This window comes from Sporosarcina ureae (genome assembly GCF_002109325.1).
Taxonomy (GTDB): domain Bacteria; phylum Bacillota; class Bacilli; order Bacillales_A; family Planococcaceae; genus Sporosarcina; species Sporosarcina ureae_C.
On the sequence record NZ_CP015348.1, the window covers coordinates 2,789,344 to 2,807,618 of the forward strand.

The window sequence follows — 18,275 nt, forward strand, 5'->3', positions numbered from 1 at the left end:
TCACGAATCTTCTTCTATTAATATGTGTTCACTATTTGACGCTTACGTTCATCCATATCTATTTCTTCTTTCTCCACATCGATACAACGAGTTAGTAGACCAACTTCCACTTTTTCCATAATTTCATCAGGCAAATATCTGTGGAAAAAATAAGTAGCGATGCGATTTTCTACTTCCTCCGGAATCATACTCTAACCCCCAAACCATGACGTTCTCTCATCGAGATTTCCCCATCAACCAGAATTTTATAGGAATCATGCACAATGCGATCGAGAATTGCGTCTGCTATCTGCGCCTGTCCTAACTTAGAGTGCCATCCCTCAGGTGAGAACTGAGAACAGAATATCGTGGATGTACGCTTTAATCTTGATTCAATGATTTCTAAGACGTGAAGGGCTTGCTCTTCAGAAAGCTCTGTCAGTAACCATTCATCTAAAATCAAGAGATCAATTTTCTTGTATTTTTGAATAACTTTACGGAAACTACCATCAGCTTCATATTTCGCTACAGCTAATTCATCCAATAATTCTGGCAATCGGATATACTTTACTTTATAAAATTGGCGACAGGCATGGATACCAAACGCATTGGCTATCCAGGTTTTCCCATTACCTGATGCGCCCATTAAAATAATGTTGTGATGATTTTGTAGATAATTCCCTGTAGCTAATTCTAAGATAAGACTCTTATCTAGTCGGCGATCTGGATGGTATTCAATATCTTCAATGGCTGCTGTTGGATTTTCAAAAGTTGCCTGTTTAATCAATCGTTCCAATCGGTTAGATTTTCGACGGTCGTATTCATAGTCAACCAACAGGTTGAAACGATCATCAAAATCCATTGCTTGATAATCTTTGTTCTGGCTCTGTTGTTGATATAGTTCTACCATGGCTATCATTTTCATCTCAGTTAATTTACGTAATGTTTCTTGGTTCATCATTTGCTTTCCCCTCCAAAGTATTTAGCTCCACGGGTAAAGCCGTGGTTTTCATGTCGATTAATCGGGTTATGGTCTTTTGGCTTGCGTTTATTTCGCCTATCCAAAATCCCTTTTAACACAGGTATGGTCGGATTAGTGGAAATTTCCAGTAATGTTTGGATTGCCGCTTCTAGCTCTTCCTTTGTATGCTTGGTGGAAACATTTCGTAACGAGCTGAGGATAGTGAGTGCTTTCTTTTCTGGATTATGCTTTAAAATGTAAGCGACCAATCGTTCCATAAAAGGTCCGATGGACTCTGCCCATTTCTGATTATTTTCCGGTGTATGCTCTAGGTATGCTCGGTGATTATCTGGCATATGGTCTGTGTTTGTCGAAAACTGTCCCACTTCACCACATAACCGTTTGTGAGATGCAATTCGTACTTCCTTAAAGTACACTTCAAGTAGATCCGCGGATAACCGAACATCGACCTGTTCACGGACATACTCATACGGAACGGAATAATACATGCGATCAACTTGGATGTGGTAGTTCAGTTGAACCTTAGCTGTTTTCCATTCTGCTAGTTTGTAACGGTTTGGAGGAAGTGGTTGAAGGTGAGATTTCTCCTCTTCCTCAAATATCTTTTTTCGTGATCCAGGACGCTTCTGAAAATCGATTTCGTTGATTTCTTCTAGTTTTTCATGGATCCGCTTATTAAGATCTTCCAAATGAAAACATTGATAGTTTCGTAAAGATGCAATAATTTGGCGTGAGATGAATCCTACTGTTCCTTCCACACTGGCCTTGTCTTTTGGTTTTCGAACTCGACTGGGCACAATGATGGTCCGATAGTAATCTGCCAATTCGCGATAGGCTTCATTGAGGAGAGGCTCTATTCGTTGAGCTTTAATCACTCCTGTTTTTAGATTGTCAGGTACCAAAGTTTCCGGCACCCCATCAAAATACTCATACGCTCTAATATGAGCAGACAACCAATTGGGCGACTTCATATCCAGAAATGCCTCTACATAGCTGAATTGACTGTAAGGCAAGGTCGCGATAAAGATATACGCAGGAATGCGTTCCCCGGTGAACCGATCGGTTACATGCAGGGTCGAGCCTGCCCAATCCACTTCCATGATTTCACCTGGCTTTCGGCGAATAGGCATGGTCAATTTATACTTTCTTGCGTATTTCCCATACTTTTCGCAGAATGTTCTGTACGCATAAGGTATTTTCCCACCTTCACGTGCTCCTACCGCATACTCATAATGCAATAAAGCTAGAGTGACATTCTTTTTTTGCAACTCTTTATGCACCTTCTCCCACTCGACAGGGAAGTATCCCTTTTCACTTGCCTGCTTCTCAGGAAAGAGAAGCTCCTCCAACCATCGGTTGGTCGTCGTGCCGTTCAAACTTTCTAAGCCGTGTTTCTTGGCACGCTGAACTACCTCGGAAACCGTATTTCGGGAATGACCAGTGCTAGAACTAATGGTGCGCTGACTGATTCCGTCAAAATACAGTTCGAGGATTTTGCGACAATTAACCACAAAAAAACCTCCTGTATAATAAAATTGTCATGCTTGTACGCATGCGATTTCAATTATACAGAAGGTGATTTAATTAGTAGGGCGGCTCTCGTGTCCGCATTCATTGGCTCAATCGTCCGCGCTGGGTGGCTCAAAACTCCGCAGAGGTGGCTCAATTCACATGCAATAATCACCCTATACAACTCTAGTTTAATTCAGAATTGTTTCTGATTTATGTCGGGGCCTTTCTAGATTTTACTCACCATATATTCTATACATAGTTACGGAGGGAATGAGGAAATTGAATAAAAAGATATGGGAAGTTGATTTTGACGTAAGCGTCAAAAAATGAACACGTTGTTTCATATAAAAGAAAATGCCCCAAAGAATCGATTAAAGATTCTTCGGGGCATTTTCTATTTCTTTGACTGGATATAACAATTCTTTGGTAAGGTCTTCGACCAAGGCATCAAGTCTTCAAACTCCTCGACTTTTTCAAGATTACGTTGAGGAAGTTCTTCGAAAAGGAACTGCAGGTAGAAGAAGGGGTTTATGCCATTCTCTTTTGCGGTCTCTACGAGACTATAGGCGATTGCACTTGAAGTAGCACCTCTTGTGGAAACTGCAAAAAGCCAGTTTTTTCTACCGATTACGAAAGGTTTTATTGATCGCTCTGCTCGATTATTGTCGATCTCGATACGACCATCTTTCATAAATGTTATCAGTTTAGGCCATTGTTTAAGCGTATAGGAGATGGCAGTCCCAGTTGCAGTCTTCGGAGCGACAATTTCTTTTTGTTCTTTTAGCCATACCAAAAAATCATCCAGCACAGGCTGACTGTCGTTTTTCCTTATTTCAAGTCGTTCTTCAGGCATTTTATCTTTCGTCTTGCGTTCAATTGCGAACAATCGGTTGCAGAAATCGAGTCCCTTTTTAGCGACCGTCGTTCGACCTGCACCAGCTGGCGCACCTTTTAATGCCTTGAGTGCCTCATCGAATTTACGGCGAGCATGGGCCCAGCAGCCAGCGAGCTCCACATTTTGAATAGACTCGTAGGCTGCATAGCCATCCACATGGAGATAACCCTGGTAGCCTTTTAAAAACTTTTGCGGATTCTCTTTGGCACGACTTGCTTGATAATCAAAGAGTACGATCGGTGTCTTAGAGTCTCTACCTGTCCGATAAAGCCACATATAGGATTTTGATTCCGCCCTTTTCCCTGGTTCGTCGAGAACTTGCAGGACAGTTTCGTCCGCATGGAGAACCTTTTCCTCACGAAGACGACGATAGAGTTCATCATAGAACGGCTTGAGCCATCGCGTCGTACTCGAAAGCATCCAGTTCGATAGCGTCTGTCGATTCAATGGAATGCCCATCCGTTCGAGTTGTTTCTCTTGTCGATAAAGAGGAAGCCCATCAGCAAACTTCTGCGTCATCACGTATGCAATGGCAGATGGAGACGCTAATCCCTTCGGGATCACCGGGTTCGGCATCTCAGCTTTCTTAATAGGCGTTTTGATCGCATGTTCTTCACAATGACGACAACTGTAGATATGCTGTACATGTTCGACAACTGTTACTTGCGCCGGGATGATCTTCAGTTCTTTGCGTATCTGTGTGCTCATCTCGTGCATGGAATGATCGCATTCTAAACAGACCTTCTCCGAATCAGAGAGGTCATAGTGAATCGTCTCGACCGGCAGGTCTTTCAACTTATCTGCACGTCCGATTCTCTTCTTGCGTGTATAGTTTATCGTCTCAAGCGTAGGCTCTACAAGAAGGATCGCTGAAGAAACTTCTGCCTCATTGAATAACGGTAATTCAAACTGGTCCTTGTTCGTCTTCTCACTAGAAGTTCCGAAGCGTTTCTGTTGGAGTAGAGTGAACTGTTGCTTGTACCATTCCATCTGAGCCTCAAGCTTTTTCTTCTCTTGCTCGAGTTGTTCGTTCTTCTTCTCGAGCTCTTCAATTGTAAGTTGGGTTTTCTTGTCTGGTTTTCTCATAGGAACAATAATAGCATAAAATTATTCCAAGGAGTAGACTCAAATTACTTTTTTCGCCGAGACTGAAGGGTGTGCGTCACGTTGGTTCAACGGTAACCCATCCAGGAGCCAGTTCAACTGTCGGCTCGAAATGGAAAGTGGTTGAACAGACTCAAGATCCGGCCAATCGAACAGCCCTTTCTCGAGTCTTCGGTAATAGAGCCAGAATCCATTGTGATCCCAGAATAGAATCTTGAGTTTATCTCTCTTCCGATTACAGAAGACAAAAAGTGCTTTGGAGAAAGGATCAAGTTGGAACAGCTCTTGGACAATGACAGCTAGTCCGTCAATCGACTTCCGAAGATCTGTCGGACCAGCAGCCAGATAGACGCGCCCAACGGCGCGATCATTCATCATATCTGACGTAGCGTCCGGATCACTTGAAGTAACAGAGTTTCATCATAGCCACTTGTCACCTCGATATCCACATGATTTACTTTCAAGGAAATCGAGTTCTCTATCGATTCTTCCACTACACAGGAGACCCAACTGGTCTCCTGACGTGCGGTATGATTAACTGGTGACTGCTTCCTTAGCCAATACTTCATATTGTGCACGGCAACCTCTGCAGTTTCACACCATTCAGAAAGCGCTAGTCCACTGTTTTGATATTCATCGATCTTCGCAGACCAGTATGCTTCTTTCTCTTTTCTTTTCAAATAAATACCTCCCAAAATGTGTTCTATGGGAGGAGTATCTCACGAATCTTCTTCTATTAATATGTGTTCACTATTTGACGCTTACATTTTGACGTGATTGGGCCTTTGACTTTAGCCGAGAGGATCAGTTTCTTGCAAGAGAAAGGGTTTGATGAAAATCAGTTTTATAGCGATATCAGAATGATTCCAAGAGAAAACGGCTTCTTAGCTACAATTACGGCAAAAGCAGAAGATTTATATACAGCTGAAATTGTGGCAAATGTTTACTTTGGAAAAATGAGAGATATATTGTCTCTGGTTAACGACATACCTATACAAATAAACAGAAGTGAAAGAGAGAGTGGAGGAAAACGAGATTTTAGATCAAGAAGGAAACTTGAGAAACCGGATATAATATTTGCTTTTAATATGGCTAGAGAATTTGAAAAATCAGCCCCTAAGTTATTAAGGGCAATTGGGTGGTACTCTAAGGGGAAGTTGACGAGTAACACTTTAGATAGGTTTTTAGCTTATTGGAATGTTATTGAAATATTAAGTAATGAATATCACATTGAAACCGAACGAACAAAAAACGGTGTAAAAAATAAAATATATCAATGTTTCTTAGAAAACTTCGGTGATCTCGATAGTTGGGAATTGCCTGTTGGTTGGATTGATGACATGTATGAAAAGAGAAATAAAATAGTGCACGGAGGAGAAGACGTATCCTATGAAGCAATTATGAAAACTGCTAATTCTATACCGACTTTAGAGAAAAGGGCAAAAAACTTAATTGATATTCTTATTGACAAGAACTTCGATAGGGAAAAGTTTATTGATTTTGGTTTTTAATTATAAACACTAGTGGTTGGTACCAGATTCCCCCATAACTCTAGCTTAATTCAGAATCGTTTCTGATTTGTGTCGGGACCTTTCTTAATCAAGTACATCATACAATTCATACACTGTTCTGAAAGCTTATAGAGTTAGTGATTCGTACCAGGTCCCCAAACAACTCTAATTTAATTCAGAATTGTTTCCAATTTAATTCGGGACCTGGTACCTTCCTTAATCACAACCTACTTTTCACAATTCTCCTGATTTTATAGTCCGATTACCAGATGGACTATTATTGGTTTTCAGTTAATATCTTAAAATGTTTGTTAGCAATCAAATTTTCAGGTCTAAGGTTAAGCCAATCATTTTGCTTTAGTATTTTTTTCAATAGCACATCCGAAAAACTTATATAAAACAATATTATCATTTCCGAATTGGATGTTTGGCTGAATAATAATTTCTTATAATTCTCTTCATTTTCAGCACCTTGGATATATTCTAAAATATATTTAAAACTTGATATATAAGTGGACAATTGATTATTATATTTATCGACAAAGTAATTGGAAAAGTTTATCAAGCGACTATCCAGTTCATCAGGACTGAAAAATTTAAGCCCGCCTTTAGATTCAGATCTACAATCTTTTAAGTTATTAAAATCATCCCCTACTCTTAGATATAAGTCGTCTAGAGCGTCAAACCCCTCTAACTCCTTTCCGTTACGTTCTATCGTAATCTGTTTTTTGATTTCCAAATGTGAATTCACTAAATTGAAAAATGTTGTTTCAAACCTTTGTCTTTCCATCGTTATATACTGATCATTTAGTGCTTGCGTAGTTTTCTGCAATTCTTCCCTTTGTAACTGCAATTCTTCTCTCTGTAGTTTAAGCTCATTTTGATTCATTAGATTAGCTGCTATCAATAAAAGAAATGCGGCAGCTGAAACTAATGGTGTTGAACTATCACCAAAAACACTTGCAAATGTATCACTAATGAAAAACGGCACTATAAAAGCGCTTATCAATAATAAAAAGCCTAATACAGTAAGAACGCCTGTCAAACTGAATTTCTCTTTCAAAAATCTTCCCCTTCTCCCTCCGCACCCGTCTGACTTTCCCCTGGTGCATCACAATCTTATATTCCCCATTCTCCATTCAGAACAACAAATGACGCAGCGCACTCCGTAATCACATGTTGTCCTCTGGTTGGCCAAGGGACTTATTTTATTTACTTTTAAACAAAGCTCTCCGTATCCTATCAATCTAAGCATAAAGCCGAAAGTTATTCGATATTTGTTATTCTTTATTCGGCTTTGGGGATCTTGGTCAATATTTAGTCGGAAAATAGCTGTCAATTAGTTATAGGCACCTTTGTACCACCACACAACAACTTCGACACTACTCTGAACAGTTCTTGAGTTGTATGATACACAAGTGCGTTTATCAAAATATTCTCGCTGTACACTGTCCGAATGGGCTGGGGCTTACTCATTCTTCATAGCTCCAAAACTCCATCACCCAACATAAATTCCTCAAACTCTTCAAACGTCTCATACTCAAAACCAACACTCAACCCCTCCGCCAGCGCAACAGTCGCCTGTTCCGTCATACTGTCATCCAGAACAGCAACATCCACCAACTTCTTCAATTCCGCAAAAGTAGTTTCATATTCTTGATAGTAAGAAATCAACAGTTCTTCTTCAGCTTTTATTTCCAAAATCATTGCGGCAGAAAGTTCCTCAGCTTTTTGTCTCGCTTCTATTGCCAGTTGCAGATCCTCTCTGGCATTCTCGAACACGCTATACAGCTGCTTCATTCCAATTAAAGCAACTGTTGCAGACACGGCTGCTCCGATTGGTCCGAATAATGCGGCTCCTGCGGCAGTCATGACGATACCCGAAAAACAAGTCAGCGCATTGGAACCAAGTCCTTCGACTAGTTCCTCGATGGACAGTTTTCCCGATAGGAACTGATAACCTAGTTCAGTCGTGCTAATGGCTGCACTAGCGAGTGTGGTGACAATATTGCCAGACATGAGCGGATGGTCCTTGCCTAAGTATTTCATCCCATAGGCCACTCCGCTGACTACTGCACCGCGGGCAGCACTGTTGGCTGCAGCTTTGCCGGTTTCCTTTACGCTGAATTCTTTATTGAAGGCTCCTTGAGCGGCAGTGATCGTACCGCCTACGAAAGCTCCTGCCAATGCTCCGCCGACCATCGCATTACGGGCTCCGGTGAATAATTCGGCACGGTTCATGGCGGACGTGTAGTCGTTGGGGTCTTCAGCTGCCTGCAGTGCTTCTTTATGAGTCGTCCCTCCGCTTTGGATGTCGCCATATTCCGTCTGCCCTTTGACGGAACCGTGAACGTCCCGATAGTTCTGCGCGTAAATTCCTTCCGTATTCATCCGCTTTTCAATGAGCTCATTTACTTTATCTTCGTTTTCTATGTTGACGAGCCGGTCCATACCGTTGTATTTTGGTTTGGCAATACCGTGAGTAGTAGCAGCGGCTTTCTCATAGGATTTTGCTTGTATTTCTTTCATTACATCACCGTTAGCATTGCGGATTAGTAGGTCGGCAGCAGCATGCGGTTCTCCAAGTTGATCGGTTGTGACCGCGCGCAGTAAACTGCCTGCTTTTGCGGCGGCTGCATTGAATTTAGTCATCTCGATAATTTCAAACATGCGACCTTGCGTATAATTTGAAGCGCACTTTACATATTGTTCGGCGACTTTCAGCAGTCGTTCAGAGCCGGCTACAGTTTCTATCAACGCATTACCCTCGCGTTCAATAGTCTCGCTGACTACTTGTCCCGCAATGAAGTCTATCTCTGACTGGCGTAAGGAAACTATATTATCCTTCCTGTACGGTGGAAATCTTCTTTTTATTCGCAGTGATGACTGAGTGAATATGGGGAATTAACTCGCCTTGCTCGTCGAGAATCGTCGTATTCAAAATGTCTCGCATGATGACGGCTAATTTATAACTGTTATGAATCGCTGTTTTTTCATCCATCTTATACCCACAGAAGTCAACGCCTTTACTTTGGATAATTTCAGACATTTTATGAATAGTAGCTGACTGCAGCTGATCTGTACTCTTTGCCAAATCCCGCATGCTAGCGGTCGTGCTGGTGATCTGTTCCATAGCGTTCGTGGCGGCATGGAGTTTCTCTATTTCCGCCTGCACCTCTGCCTGCTTGCCGTACATCTCTTGCAATTTATTTTCTGTCGAAGCCGCAAAAATCAGGCTGCCAATCGCCAGAGCAGGAGCCAGCGCAATGCCGCCCAGCACCAGTGTCCCACCCGCAACACCCAGTCCGCCAGCAGCCAATGAACCACCGCCAAGGAAGGCAAGCGTTGCATTCTGTGCTGCAATACCGCTGAGGGCTGCAATAGCAGTACCTGTAGACGCAACAGCAAACGTAGTCGTAGCTCCTAACGCACCCATCGCTGCCAGTCCACCGCCCGCCAATGATGCGACACCAGCTGCTAAAACTTGTCCGGCTTTCACTACTTGTCTTTCAATAGTTAAAACAAACTGCTCTATTTCACTGTTGGAAACAAATTCATCTGTAACTGCCTCATCTGTAAAATTGACGTGCTTAATCTGTCTAAATGTCTCCACAAACCACTTCATGGATCCGTCCAGAATTTCCAGCTTCAACAGCCCGTATTCTTCAAACTCCTCATTGGTCTCATCTCGAACACGCTTAAACTCTTCGTATACTTCATTATATGAAGTCCCCAGTTCCTCGGCCAGCTGTTTTGTCTCTTTCATATTTTTAACAGAATCATAGCCCTTCTTGCCAGCGAGTGCCGTCGATGCAGCAGTAGCCCCCAGAATGATTAATGGAATTAAAGGTAGCGGCATAGTCATTACCTACTTTCGGGTTATTTTATTAGTATAAGTCTTTTGTAACATACAAGGGTGGGGAAGAAGAGTGGTGTTTTCTTCAAATTGGTGAACTGGGTGGAGGAGTGTTATGTAAAGGTAAATTGTCAAATCAAGTCGAACGCGTCAGATCACTCATGAATATCTCAAAGCGCGTATTAAAATTATGTACTTTTCTAAGAAATTGATTGAAATTTAACAAGATGCCTATAATCTCATATTAATATTGAGCTCCTATGCATCACATAACTTAGAAATAAATCTAAATAGTGTCGGTATATTGTGATGGACAGGTAAACAAGAAGTGAAGAATAAAACACGCAAAAATCAAGACGGTTACTGAGAATCGAAAAAACAAGTGTCTCTTCAATACTCCCAAACCGTCCTCCAGTATCAATAAAATATAAATATAGCAATAACAGTCAATACAATAATCACGGGGACCGATAAAACATAAATCCACAGCAAATTGGAAAAACTTTTTTTGCTGCTGTAATTTTCTTTCTTGGAAGTAGTACTAGAATTAGCAACGGATAAGGTCAAAATCAATCCGACAACTAAAACAATAATAACGAGAATCATGGCGATGATCAGGCCCAAGTTGATGAAGTCCTCCTTTTTTTAAAAAATCCTATTTTCCATACGCTACAATGATACCACATATAACATTTTCGAAGACTATCTAATTAAGGTGTGGCTGGAGGTTGTGAGGTCGTTAGAGTTATGTGTCAAAGTGTAGCCTACTTATTATATAAAATACGGTTAACTCATTATTGGACGTGCCACCCATCCAACCTGAGATGACTGTCGACCCACAATGGAACGCTGTGTTGTATCACATTGGTACGATGTCGTATCCCACTTTGGGACGGCCAATAACCAAAGAACTTATAAGAACGTTAAATATAAAGAATAAGACCATTGTCGAGATGAATCTCGACGTCGCATGGTTTGTACCTCTTGCATACGTAAAACCCCTCCACATACAATCCATCTACAAATCACTTGTATCCTTTTTGAAAAAAAGCTCTATATGATGAGTGAAAGATGACATCAAGTAGAATGTGGCAGTCTATCTCATCTACGGTTTTAACTATTTTCGTATACTCGCAATAGTTTGTATTCACTTCATATCTGATATAATTAAACTCCATACGAAAATCTAGTAGCAAATCGGCAAGCATACGATACGAAAAACAAAGGAGCGAAAAAGTGTATCTAATCCAAGAACTATCCTATATAAAAAGGCTAGGCGGTCTCACTAACCTGAACTTCCTTGTGGCGCACAAAGGACAAAAATATGTCTTACGTTTCCCGGCACATGAGTTTGAAGACATCATCAACCGCCAGCATGAAAAAGAGAATCAACGAATTGCGGCTGAAATTGGAGTGACGGTCGATAATGTGGTGTTTACTGATGACGGAATCAAAATGACACCATATTACGATGCGACGGCTAATCTAACCCGAGATCTAATTGTGACTCCAGAATATTTGGAAAAAGTTGCGGATGTGTTGTCTACGCTTCATTCATCGAATCGAGAATTTACGAATCGCTTTGATTATTGGGAAGAGGTCGAGAAGTATAAAAGTACATTGACTGAAATGCCTTCGCTTTATGTGTTGCTCGAGGAACGGGTACGGAATTTGACGCAAGGGGAGCGTCTGGAGTATGTGCCGTGTCATATGGATTCGGTAACGGGGAATTTTATTCAGAATGACGCGGGGCAGTTGCTGTTGATCGACTGGGAGTACAGTGCGAATTATTTACCAGAATGGGACTTGGCGGCGTTTATTATGGAACGTGAGTTGAGTGAGGAACAAGAGCAAGTGCTACTCGATTATTACGGTTTACCCGCTGCTTCGAAACAGTCGCTGGATTTGCAGAAGTTGAAGTCAGATTTTCTTTGGTCGTTATGGTCGCTTGTGAAAGAGCTGGAAGATCCTTCGTTTGAAGCATATACAGCGAAGCGGACGGAGCGCTTGATAGAGGGGTTGGAACAGTATTATCGTTTGTATGGGAATGAATAATGGCATCATGAATACGATACAAAAACTGCTCCGTAATCCCGAAGCAGTTTTGTATAGCGAGTATCAGTTGTTAACCATCTTACGACCGAAACTGAATTCCTTCCACGAACGAATTTCATAAGTAGGTGTAATCGAAGTACGGTTTTCTTTACCTTCTGGGTTAAACCAGCACGTATCAATTCCTGCATTGATCCCGCCTTGTATGTCAGACGTCAATGAATCACCGATCATCAAAACTTTTGAGCGGTCTGTAATTCCGAGTGAGTCGAAAGTATACTCAAAAATTTCAGGTTGCGGTTTTTTAAAGCCTGTCTGTTCGGATGCAATAATCGCTTCAAAGGTATTACGCAGCGGTGAACCTGCGATACGAGCATACTGGGCCAATGTAAAGCCATTTGTGAGGATCGCCAGACGGTAGTTCTCTAGACTGGCGAACATTTCTTCCACGCCTTCTATTAAGTGTGACTCATGTCCAAGGTTTTCAATATATAGCTCTCCAAAACGATGTGCGTCCAGTTTCAGTTCATGCTCTTGGAATAAGCGTCGAAAACGTTCTACTTTTAATTCCTCAAGCGTGATGCGGCCTTGTTCTAGATCATCCCAGATGACGGAGCTGATTGCACGGTATGTGTCGCGATACTGCTCCAAGCCATTTGGCAAACCGAAAGAATTAAACGTGTTGCCGAGCGCATGCTTTTCTGTTTCATTGAAATCAAATAATGTATCGTCTAAATCAAATAATAGTAATTCATAGTGCATAAGTAAAAACTCCTTTTTTAACAAGTACTATTAGTATAACATGATACATTTATAGTATGAAGGAATCACGTTCGATTAACGTTCTACAGATGGGGGTATAGCATACATCGTGACTTTTTAGGAAAGTAGCTAAGGAGAGGATGAACGAATTGAAGCCATTCATTGGAGTGACATCAGACATAGATGAAAAAGGGGATACACTGGTCCAGACCAGATACATAACAGCTGTACGTCGTGCGGGTGGAGTACCGATCATTTTACCAGTAGGGATGGAAGCGATTGACGAGGTGTGTGCTCATTTGGACGGGTTATTACTCATTGGCGGGGAAGATGTTGATCCGTCACTATTTGGAGAAGAGCCGCATCAGAAGCTCGGCAAAGTATTTCCACAGCGTGATGAGATGGAGCTAGCGCTAGTTAAAGCGATGGCGCAACAAGACAAACCGGTACTCGGGATATGCAGAGGATATCAAATCATGAATGTGGCATTTGGCGGTACGCTGTATCAAGACATCCACGCGCAACTTGCAGATGATTTACTGCAACATCATCAGCTGACGGATTTAGAATTTGCTACGCATTTAGTGGATATAGTTCCAGACAGTAAGCTTGCGGAATGTGCAGGTACTTCCGAGATTCGGGTGAATACGTTGCATCATCAGGCTGTGAAGGAGATACAAGCGCCACTCATCGTTACAGCGATGGCTAAAGATGGCGTGATTGAAGCGTTTGAGAGTACTGAGCATACGTTCCTTGTAGGGGTTCAGTGGCATCCTGAGGCATTAGTAAAGCGGGATGATGCGACTTCGTTGAGGTTGTTTGAGAGGTTTGTGGAAGCAGCTAACTAAAATTGAATATGTTCTAACATGAAAGGGATCTCACCAAAATGAGATCTCTTTTATTTAGGTTTTGGTAATTTTATATTATGTTTTTATTTACGTATAGGCATCATCTTTTTGTGTGATACTATTATACTGTTAATTAAAATATGTCATTATAACTAATTTGGTGAATTTACTATAAAGTTACTTTATGATTAAAAGTCATGCAAATGGATTTAATCCTATGATTATCAATCATAGGATATTGGCTCTTAAGAAATGTGGAAAATCATCAACAGTTCAATCAGTCGATAGCTAATTTTATGTTTATTACTAACATTACAAGCTATGCCAGAATAAGACTTACAAATAGCATAAGGAATTTGAAATAAAAGTTTACAAATGTTTGTCTATGAATAAGGAGGTAAAGAAGATGAAAGTTTTTCGGAAAATCGCAACAGGTGTAAATACAGTGGGTGGGGGAATCGTTAATACTGGTGTGAAAGTAACAGGTGATACGATCGGTAAAAAGTTTCCCAAGACAGGAAAATACATAAAAGATGTAGGAGATACAGTGGTCCGTTCCTCTAAAACTGTCATTTCGAATACAGCTCACTTTGCAGATGGAGCAGCTACTAGTGTTTATGGTGTCATCAAAAAAGATGAAGTTATACGTAATGAAGGATGGGGTGATGTTAAGTCAGCAACGACTAATACTGCAAAAGGTATGATTGGTGGAGTGGTATTTACAGGTAAAAGTGTTGGACAAACAATAACCGGTGTTGCGCGACAGGATCACGAGCAGTGGATGACCGGCATAAAGAATGTGGGGAAAGCAGCAGCTGTAATGGCGACTGGAGTGGGTGTACTTGATATCGTCGGTGTGTTTGATGTAGATGTAGCAGAAGCAGCTGAGTTGAGTACACGTAATATGAGTTTGGATGGCAGTGTGCATGAAATAACAGGTGTACCATTTGAAACGAACACAGTGGACCATGTGAATGGCCAGTATACAGGAGTGTTTCCGGTGTTCGATTCTGCTTTTGATGTGGAGTTACCTGCAGATTCGCTTCAATATTCAGATACGGTCCATATCGGTATTGCGAATATGACGCTCTATGAGTCAATCCAGAATGATCCTTCATTAGCAGTAGAGTTAGGGTTTGATGCACAAGATGTGGAAAATTTGCAGTCTGTTGTGACGCCTGAAGGCTATGATTGGCATCATCATGAGGAACCTGGACGTATGCAATTGGTTGATGAGCAAGATCATGGAACGACGGGGCATACGGGTGGACGTAATCTGTGGGGTGGCGGGACGGCTGCTAGATGAGTGATTGGAAAACTGATATGACTGCCTTACTTGCCAAAGTTGCGGGGAAAAGTTATGACTGGTTATCGAGTGTATTAAATCGTACGGATTATACATTGACGAAAGTGATGGAGTTTTTACAAGATAAGAAAGCAGTTCTCGATCAGTATTTAGTTGATCGTAGAAGTCTATTGCATTCGATTGAAAAAGCGCAGTTAGAAGTAGATATTTTACAAAAAGAAATTGATGAAACGAAACAAAGTCAAAGAGAAAAACATATTACTTTACTCGAAGAATTACAGAATCGAACTGCTGAGTTATTTCAGTATCAGAAAGAATACTCTGCACTAAAAATAAAATCCGAACAAACTAAATCAGCATTGACTGATTTAGTTCAAGAAAAAGAATTTGCAATTAACGAACGCAACTACTTAAAGTCGGAGTATGATCACTTACAAGAAATTATCAATACAACTTCTAATGAGCTAGTTGAATTGAAGTCTGAAGTAGCAACTTTAAATGAGCTAAATACTTCAGTTGCCCAAAAAGAAATTGAAGTGAAGGAAAGACAAATATTTGATCTTGAGATGTCACACGATCAAACTGTTCGTTCAATGACGAAACTTGAGAAACGTTTAAAAGAAAAAATGCAAGAGACAGCTCAGCTTAATAGTGAAATACAAAGAATGGCGCAAAAAATACAAAGTAAAAATGAGCATGTTAGAAAACTAAAACAGAATATTAGTGAACAGGAAACTCATTTGGAAACCGGACAAACCGAGTTAAAAATATTTAAACAAACGATTCAACAATCACTAGTAGAAATGCAAGAAAAAGAGAAGTGTATGGTCAAGGCGATAGAGAAAGTAGATTCGCTTCAAAAGGAATTAGACGATGCAGTAGAATTGTATTATACAGATGTACAAAATTCGAAAGATGAAATTGATGAGCTACAGGAACAATTATCAAAAGAGCAAAATGATGCATCAGTTGCTAGAGCTGAGCGTGATAAGCAAATGGAGTTTTCTACAGAAGCCATTGCTACTCTCAAAGCAGAATATGAGCCTAGATTTAAAAAACTTTATATGAGTTCAAACTTCACTCCGAAATTCTTTGATGATTTCTATCGAATTAGTGCATCTGATCGATTACAAGTTGAGGTAGTAATCGTTAATTTAAATTATTACTATGATACGGCTATGAGTAAAGTTCGTCCGAATACGGTCGATACAGGAAAAGGAAGACCAGCAGTTTATGAATATCCTTTCGGGCGCGACCATACTGGCCGAATTTACTTTAGAAAAGATCAAAATATAGTGTCTTTTTATCGAATTAGTCGTTCAAAGAATAGTGGGAAATTAAGTCAAAAACGTGTGATTGATTGGCTGAAGGATAATCGAATTTAAACTCTAACCTACTATGAGATTGAGATCCTGTGCGTCACACAAATTAGTAAGAATTTTAAATGGTTTCAGTGTTGTTTGACACCCAATAAAAAAGAATGAAGTTTGGCTTTAGTTAAAGCTAGGAAGGAACAGGACAAGCCGGTATTCGAGATCTGCAAAGGGGATCAAATTATGAATGTAGCATTTGGCGGTACGCTGTATCAAGACATCCATGCGCAGCTAGTAGATGACTTGTTACAGCATAACCAACTAACGGATTTGGAATTTGCTACGCAGTTATTAGATATTGTACCCGATAGTATTCTGGCAGAGTATGCAGGAGCTTCAGAGATTCGCGTGAACACGTTGCATCATCAAGCTGTGAGTTGCCTTTAGTCGTGACAGCGATGGCTAAAGATGGCGTGATTGAAGCGTTTGAGAGTACTGAGCATACGTTCTTGGTGGGGGTTCAGTGGCATCCTGAGGCATTGGTGAAGCGGGATGATGCGACTTCGTTGAGGTTGTTTGAGAGATTTGTGGAAGCAGCTACATAAAGTTGTATACGTTCTAGTATGAAAGAGATCTCATCAAAATGAGGTCTTTTTTATTTGGATTTTGGTGATTTTATATGGTGTTTTTATTTACATATAGGTAATATATTCTTTTGTGATACTATTATACCAACTATTATTTATGTATCATTATAACTAATCGGATTAATACCCTATAAATTGTGCAAATGGAGTTGAGACTTTGATAATTAATCATAACTTATCTGCTTTGAATACATATAGAAACCAACAACAAAACAATCAATCAGTAGCTAACTCCATAAATAAATTATCATCAGGAATGCGAATCAATCAAGCTGGAGATGATTCTGCAGGACTTGCTATATCCGAAAAGATGAAAGGGCAAATTAGGGGATTGGAGAAAGCGGAAAGAAATATCGCGGACGGTATATCTCTGACACAAACAGCTGAAGCTGCTTTAGGAGAGATATCTAATCCTAATTTAATACGATTAAGAGAGCTGGCCGTTCAGGCTGCAAATGACACTTTAACACAAAGCGACCGTGACCTTATCCAACAAGAAGTGGGTCAAATCAAAAATGGTATTAATACAATTGCAAATAACACTACATTTAATAAAATCCAATTATTAAACGTACCTGATGAAATTGAAACTGAAGAAGTAGAAGGCGCTCCAAGTTTAGAAAAGATAGTTACAGTTAAAGCTAAAGAAAGGGTAACTGCGGGGTATATTATAGTACCAGATCCTCCCGACCCTTCATCTTTTGAAATTACAGCCCTTTTTGGGACACCATCTGGTGCATATTGGCCTGATTTAAATATAGTAAGTCCAAATGGAGAAAAATTTGGCTATGAAGAACAATACTTAAATAATAGTGGAGCAGTAGTAGATATAACAAATACTTCCTCTACAAGCGCCAAATATACTGGTTATGGATCAGCGGACGAAAATATGATTTTCGATAATCCGATAAGTGGTAAATGGACGATTGAAATTAGAAATAATGGCGGCACTAAAGATTCGTCATTTCAATTAAAGTCCAATTATTTAATTTACGGTGGGGAGTCTAGTTCTACTACAGATATAATAACTAAGTATCCGAACCTTAACTTGCAAGTTGGGCCTAATGAAGGACAAAATTTTAAAATAGATTTATCTGATGTACGAACTGAAGCATTAAAAATCGATGGAATAAATCTTACTTCCCAAAGTTCCTCTAATCAGGCCATCGCTGTAATAGATACAGCGATTGAATTAGTATCCTCTGAAAGATCAAAGTTTGGGACGTATCAGAATGGTCTGCAACATATCGAGAGAAATGTTACGAATTATAAAGAGAATTTAACTGCCTCTGAATCAAGAATCAGAGACCTAGATATGGCAAGTGAAATAACCAAGTTATCTAACAATCAAATCATCTTACAAGCCTCACAAGCAATGATGTCGCAAGCAAATCAAGTTACGCAAGGCGTCTTGCAATTATTAAAGTGAGTCCATTTAAACGTACCATTCATAAGAAGCGGTACCATCTAGGCAACAATTCACTTCAATGCTATACTCAACCATACAA

General features: G+C 40.3%; 18 protein-coding genes and 1 pseudogene. 8 read left to right on the plus strand and 11 right to left on the minus strand.

Annotated features, from left to right (window positions below; all coding sequences use genetic code 11):
* Positions 1 to 17 precede the first annotated feature (17 nt).
* From SporoP32a_RS17110 to tnpA, 6 genes are all read right to left on the minus strand, one after another.
* Complete coding sequence (locus SporoP32a_RS17110; RefSeq protein ID WP_198166175.1) at positions 18 to 188, minus strand: hypothetical protein; 171 nt, start codon at positions 186 to 188, stop codon at positions 18 to 20.
* The gene (istB, locus tag SporoP32a_RS13665; RefSeq protein ID WP_085426921.1) at positions 185 to 940 is read right to left on the minus strand and encodes an IS21-like element helper ATPase IstB; all 756 of its coding nucleotides are present in this window, start codon (positions 938 to 940) and stop codon (positions 185 to 187) included. The genes SporoP32a_RS17110 and istB overlap by 4 nt, the downstream gene beginning before the upstream one ends.
* Positions 937 to 2,472 carry an IS21 family transposase gene (gene istA, locus SporoP32a_RS13670; RefSeq protein ID WP_085426920.1) on the minus strand — a complete coding sequence of 512 codons (1,536 nt, stop codon included), beginning with the start codon at positions 2,470 to 2,472 and terminating at the stop codon, positions 937 to 939. The genes istB and istA overlap by 4 nt, the downstream gene beginning before the upstream one ends.
* 395 nt (positions 2,473 to 2,867) lie before the next feature.
* Positions 2,868 to 4,454: an IS66 family transposase gene (gene tnpC / locus SporoP32a_RS13675; protein WP_085428400.1), complete on the minus strand. Its 1,587-nt coding sequence runs from the start codon at positions 4,452 to 4,454 to the stop codon at positions 2,868 to 2,870.
* A 39-nt stretch (positions 4,455 to 4,493) separates the two neighbouring features.
* Positions 4,494 to 4,850: an IS66 family insertion sequence element accessory protein TnpB gene (tnpB, locus tag SporoP32a_RS13680; protein ID WP_085426923.1), complete on the minus strand. Its 357-nt coding sequence runs from the start codon at positions 4,848 to 4,850 to the stop codon at positions 4,494 to 4,496.
* Positions 4,847 to 5,152 (minus strand): IS66 family insertion sequence element accessory protein TnpA, encoded by a 306-nt coding sequence (gene tnpA, locus SporoP32a_RS13685; RefSeq protein ID WP_085426922.1) that lies wholly within the window; start codon positions 5,150 to 5,152, stop codon positions 4,847 to 4,849. The genes tnpB and tnpA overlap by 4 nt, the downstream gene beginning before the upstream one ends.
* A 132-nt stretch (positions 5,153 to 5,284) precedes the next feature.
* On the opposite strand from tnpA, the gene SporoP32a_RS13690 reads away from it, so the two are divergent.
* Positions 5,285 to 5,983, plus strand: coding sequence for a methylamine utilization protein MauJ (locus SporoP32a_RS13690; protein ID WP_085428401.1), 699 nt, complete (start codon positions 5,285 to 5,287; stop codon positions 5,981 to 5,983).
* A gap of 277 nt (positions 5,984 to 6,260) precedes the next feature.
* Here the strand turns inward: SporoP32a_RS13690 and SporoP32a_RS13695 are convergent, their stop codons facing one another.
* The 4 genes from SporoP32a_RS13695 to SporoP32a_RS13710 form a co-directional block, all read right to left on the minus strand.
* Positions 6,261 to 7,046, minus strand: a complete 786-nt coding sequence (locus SporoP32a_RS13695) for a hypothetical protein (RefSeq protein ID WP_085428402.1) — start codon at positions 7,044 to 7,046, stop codon at positions 6,261 to 6,263.
* Positions 7,047 to 7,462: 416 nt separating this feature from the next.
* Positions 7,463 to 8,740: a hypothetical protein gene (locus tag SporoP32a_RS13700; protein ID WP_085428403.1), complete on the minus strand. Its 1,278-nt coding sequence runs from the start codon at positions 8,738 to 8,740 to the stop codon at positions 7,463 to 7,465.
* Positions 8,741 to 8,822: 82 nt separating this feature from the next.
* Positions 8,823 to 9,842: a hypothetical protein gene (locus tag SporoP32a_RS13705; protein WP_085428404.1), complete on the minus strand. Its 1,020-nt coding sequence runs from the start codon at positions 9,840 to 9,842 to the stop codon at positions 8,823 to 8,825.
* 414 nt (positions 9,843 to 10,256) lie between these two features.
* Positions 10,257 to 10,463 carry a hypothetical protein gene (locus SporoP32a_RS13710; RefSeq protein WP_085428405.1) on the minus strand — a complete coding sequence of 69 codons (207 nt, stop codon included), beginning with the start codon at positions 10,461 to 10,463 and terminating at the stop codon, positions 10,257 to 10,259.
* Positions 10,464 to 11,075: 612 nt separating this feature from the next.
* Here SporoP32a_RS13710 and SporoP32a_RS13715 point away from each other — a divergent pair.
* Positions 11,076 to 11,894: a choline kinase family protein gene (locus tag SporoP32a_RS13715; RefSeq protein WP_198166176.1), complete on the plus strand. Its 819-nt coding sequence runs from the start codon at positions 11,076 to 11,078 to the stop codon at positions 11,892 to 11,894.
* 63 nt (positions 11,895 to 11,957) lie between these two features.
* Here SporoP32a_RS13715 and SporoP32a_RS13720 read toward each other — a convergent pair whose 3' ends face one another.
* Entirely contained in the window at positions 11,958 to 12,653 is a 696-nt protein-coding gene (locus SporoP32a_RS13720; RefSeq protein WP_085428407.1) for a YjjG family noncanonical pyrimidine nucleotidase, read from the minus strand.
* Between the two features lie 140 nt (positions 12,654 to 12,793).
* Between SporoP32a_RS13720 and SporoP32a_RS13725 the strand changes: the two genes are divergently transcribed.
* The 6 genes and pseudogenes from SporoP32a_RS13725 to SporoP32a_RS13750 all read left to right on the plus strand — a co-directional run bounded on the left by SporoP32a_RS13725 (position 12,794) and on the right by SporoP32a_RS13750 (position 18,196).
* A complete protein-coding gene (locus tag SporoP32a_RS13725; protein WP_232319541.1) occupies positions 12,794 to 13,501 on the plus strand; it encodes a gamma-glutamyl-gamma-aminobutyrate hydrolase family protein in 708 nt (235 codons plus the stop codon).
* A gap of 406 nt (positions 13,502 to 13,907) precedes the next feature.
* Positions 13,908 to 14,807, plus strand: a complete 900-nt coding sequence (locus SporoP32a_RS13730; RefSeq protein ID WP_158232805.1) for an HNH endonuclease — start codon at positions 13,908 to 13,910, stop codon at positions 14,805 to 14,807.
* Positions 14,804 to 16,192 carry a coiled-coil domain-containing protein gene (locus SporoP32a_RS13735; protein WP_085428409.1) on the plus strand — a complete coding sequence of 463 codons (1,389 nt, stop codon included), beginning with the start codon at positions 14,804 to 14,806 and terminating at the stop codon, positions 16,190 to 16,192. The genes SporoP32a_RS13730 and SporoP32a_RS13735 overlap by 4 nt, the downstream gene beginning before the upstream one ends.
* 102 nt (positions 16,193 to 16,294) lie before the next feature.
* Positions 16,295 to 16,596 (plus strand): annotated as a pseudogene (locus SporoP32a_RS13740) (gamma-glutamyl-gamma-aminobutyrate hydrolase family protein); the annotation flags it as partial.
* Positions 16,579 to 16,725 carry a gamma-glutamyl-gamma-aminobutyrate hydrolase family protein gene (locus SporoP32a_RS13745; RefSeq protein WP_232319650.1) on the plus strand — a complete coding sequence of 49 codons (147 nt, stop codon included), beginning with the start codon at positions 16,579 to 16,581 and terminating at the stop codon, positions 16,723 to 16,725. The pseudogene SporoP32a_RS13740 and the gene SporoP32a_RS13745, both read left to right, overlap by 18 nt.
* Before the next feature lie 199 nt (positions 16,726 to 16,924).
* The gene (locus SporoP32a_RS13750) at positions 16,925 to 18,196 is read left to right on the plus strand and encodes a flagellin N-terminal helical domain-containing protein (RefSeq protein ID WP_085428412.1); all 1,272 of its coding nucleotides are present in this window, start codon (positions 16,925 to 16,927) and stop codon (positions 18,194 to 18,196) included.
* Positions 18,197 to 18,275: the final 79 nt, after the last annotated feature.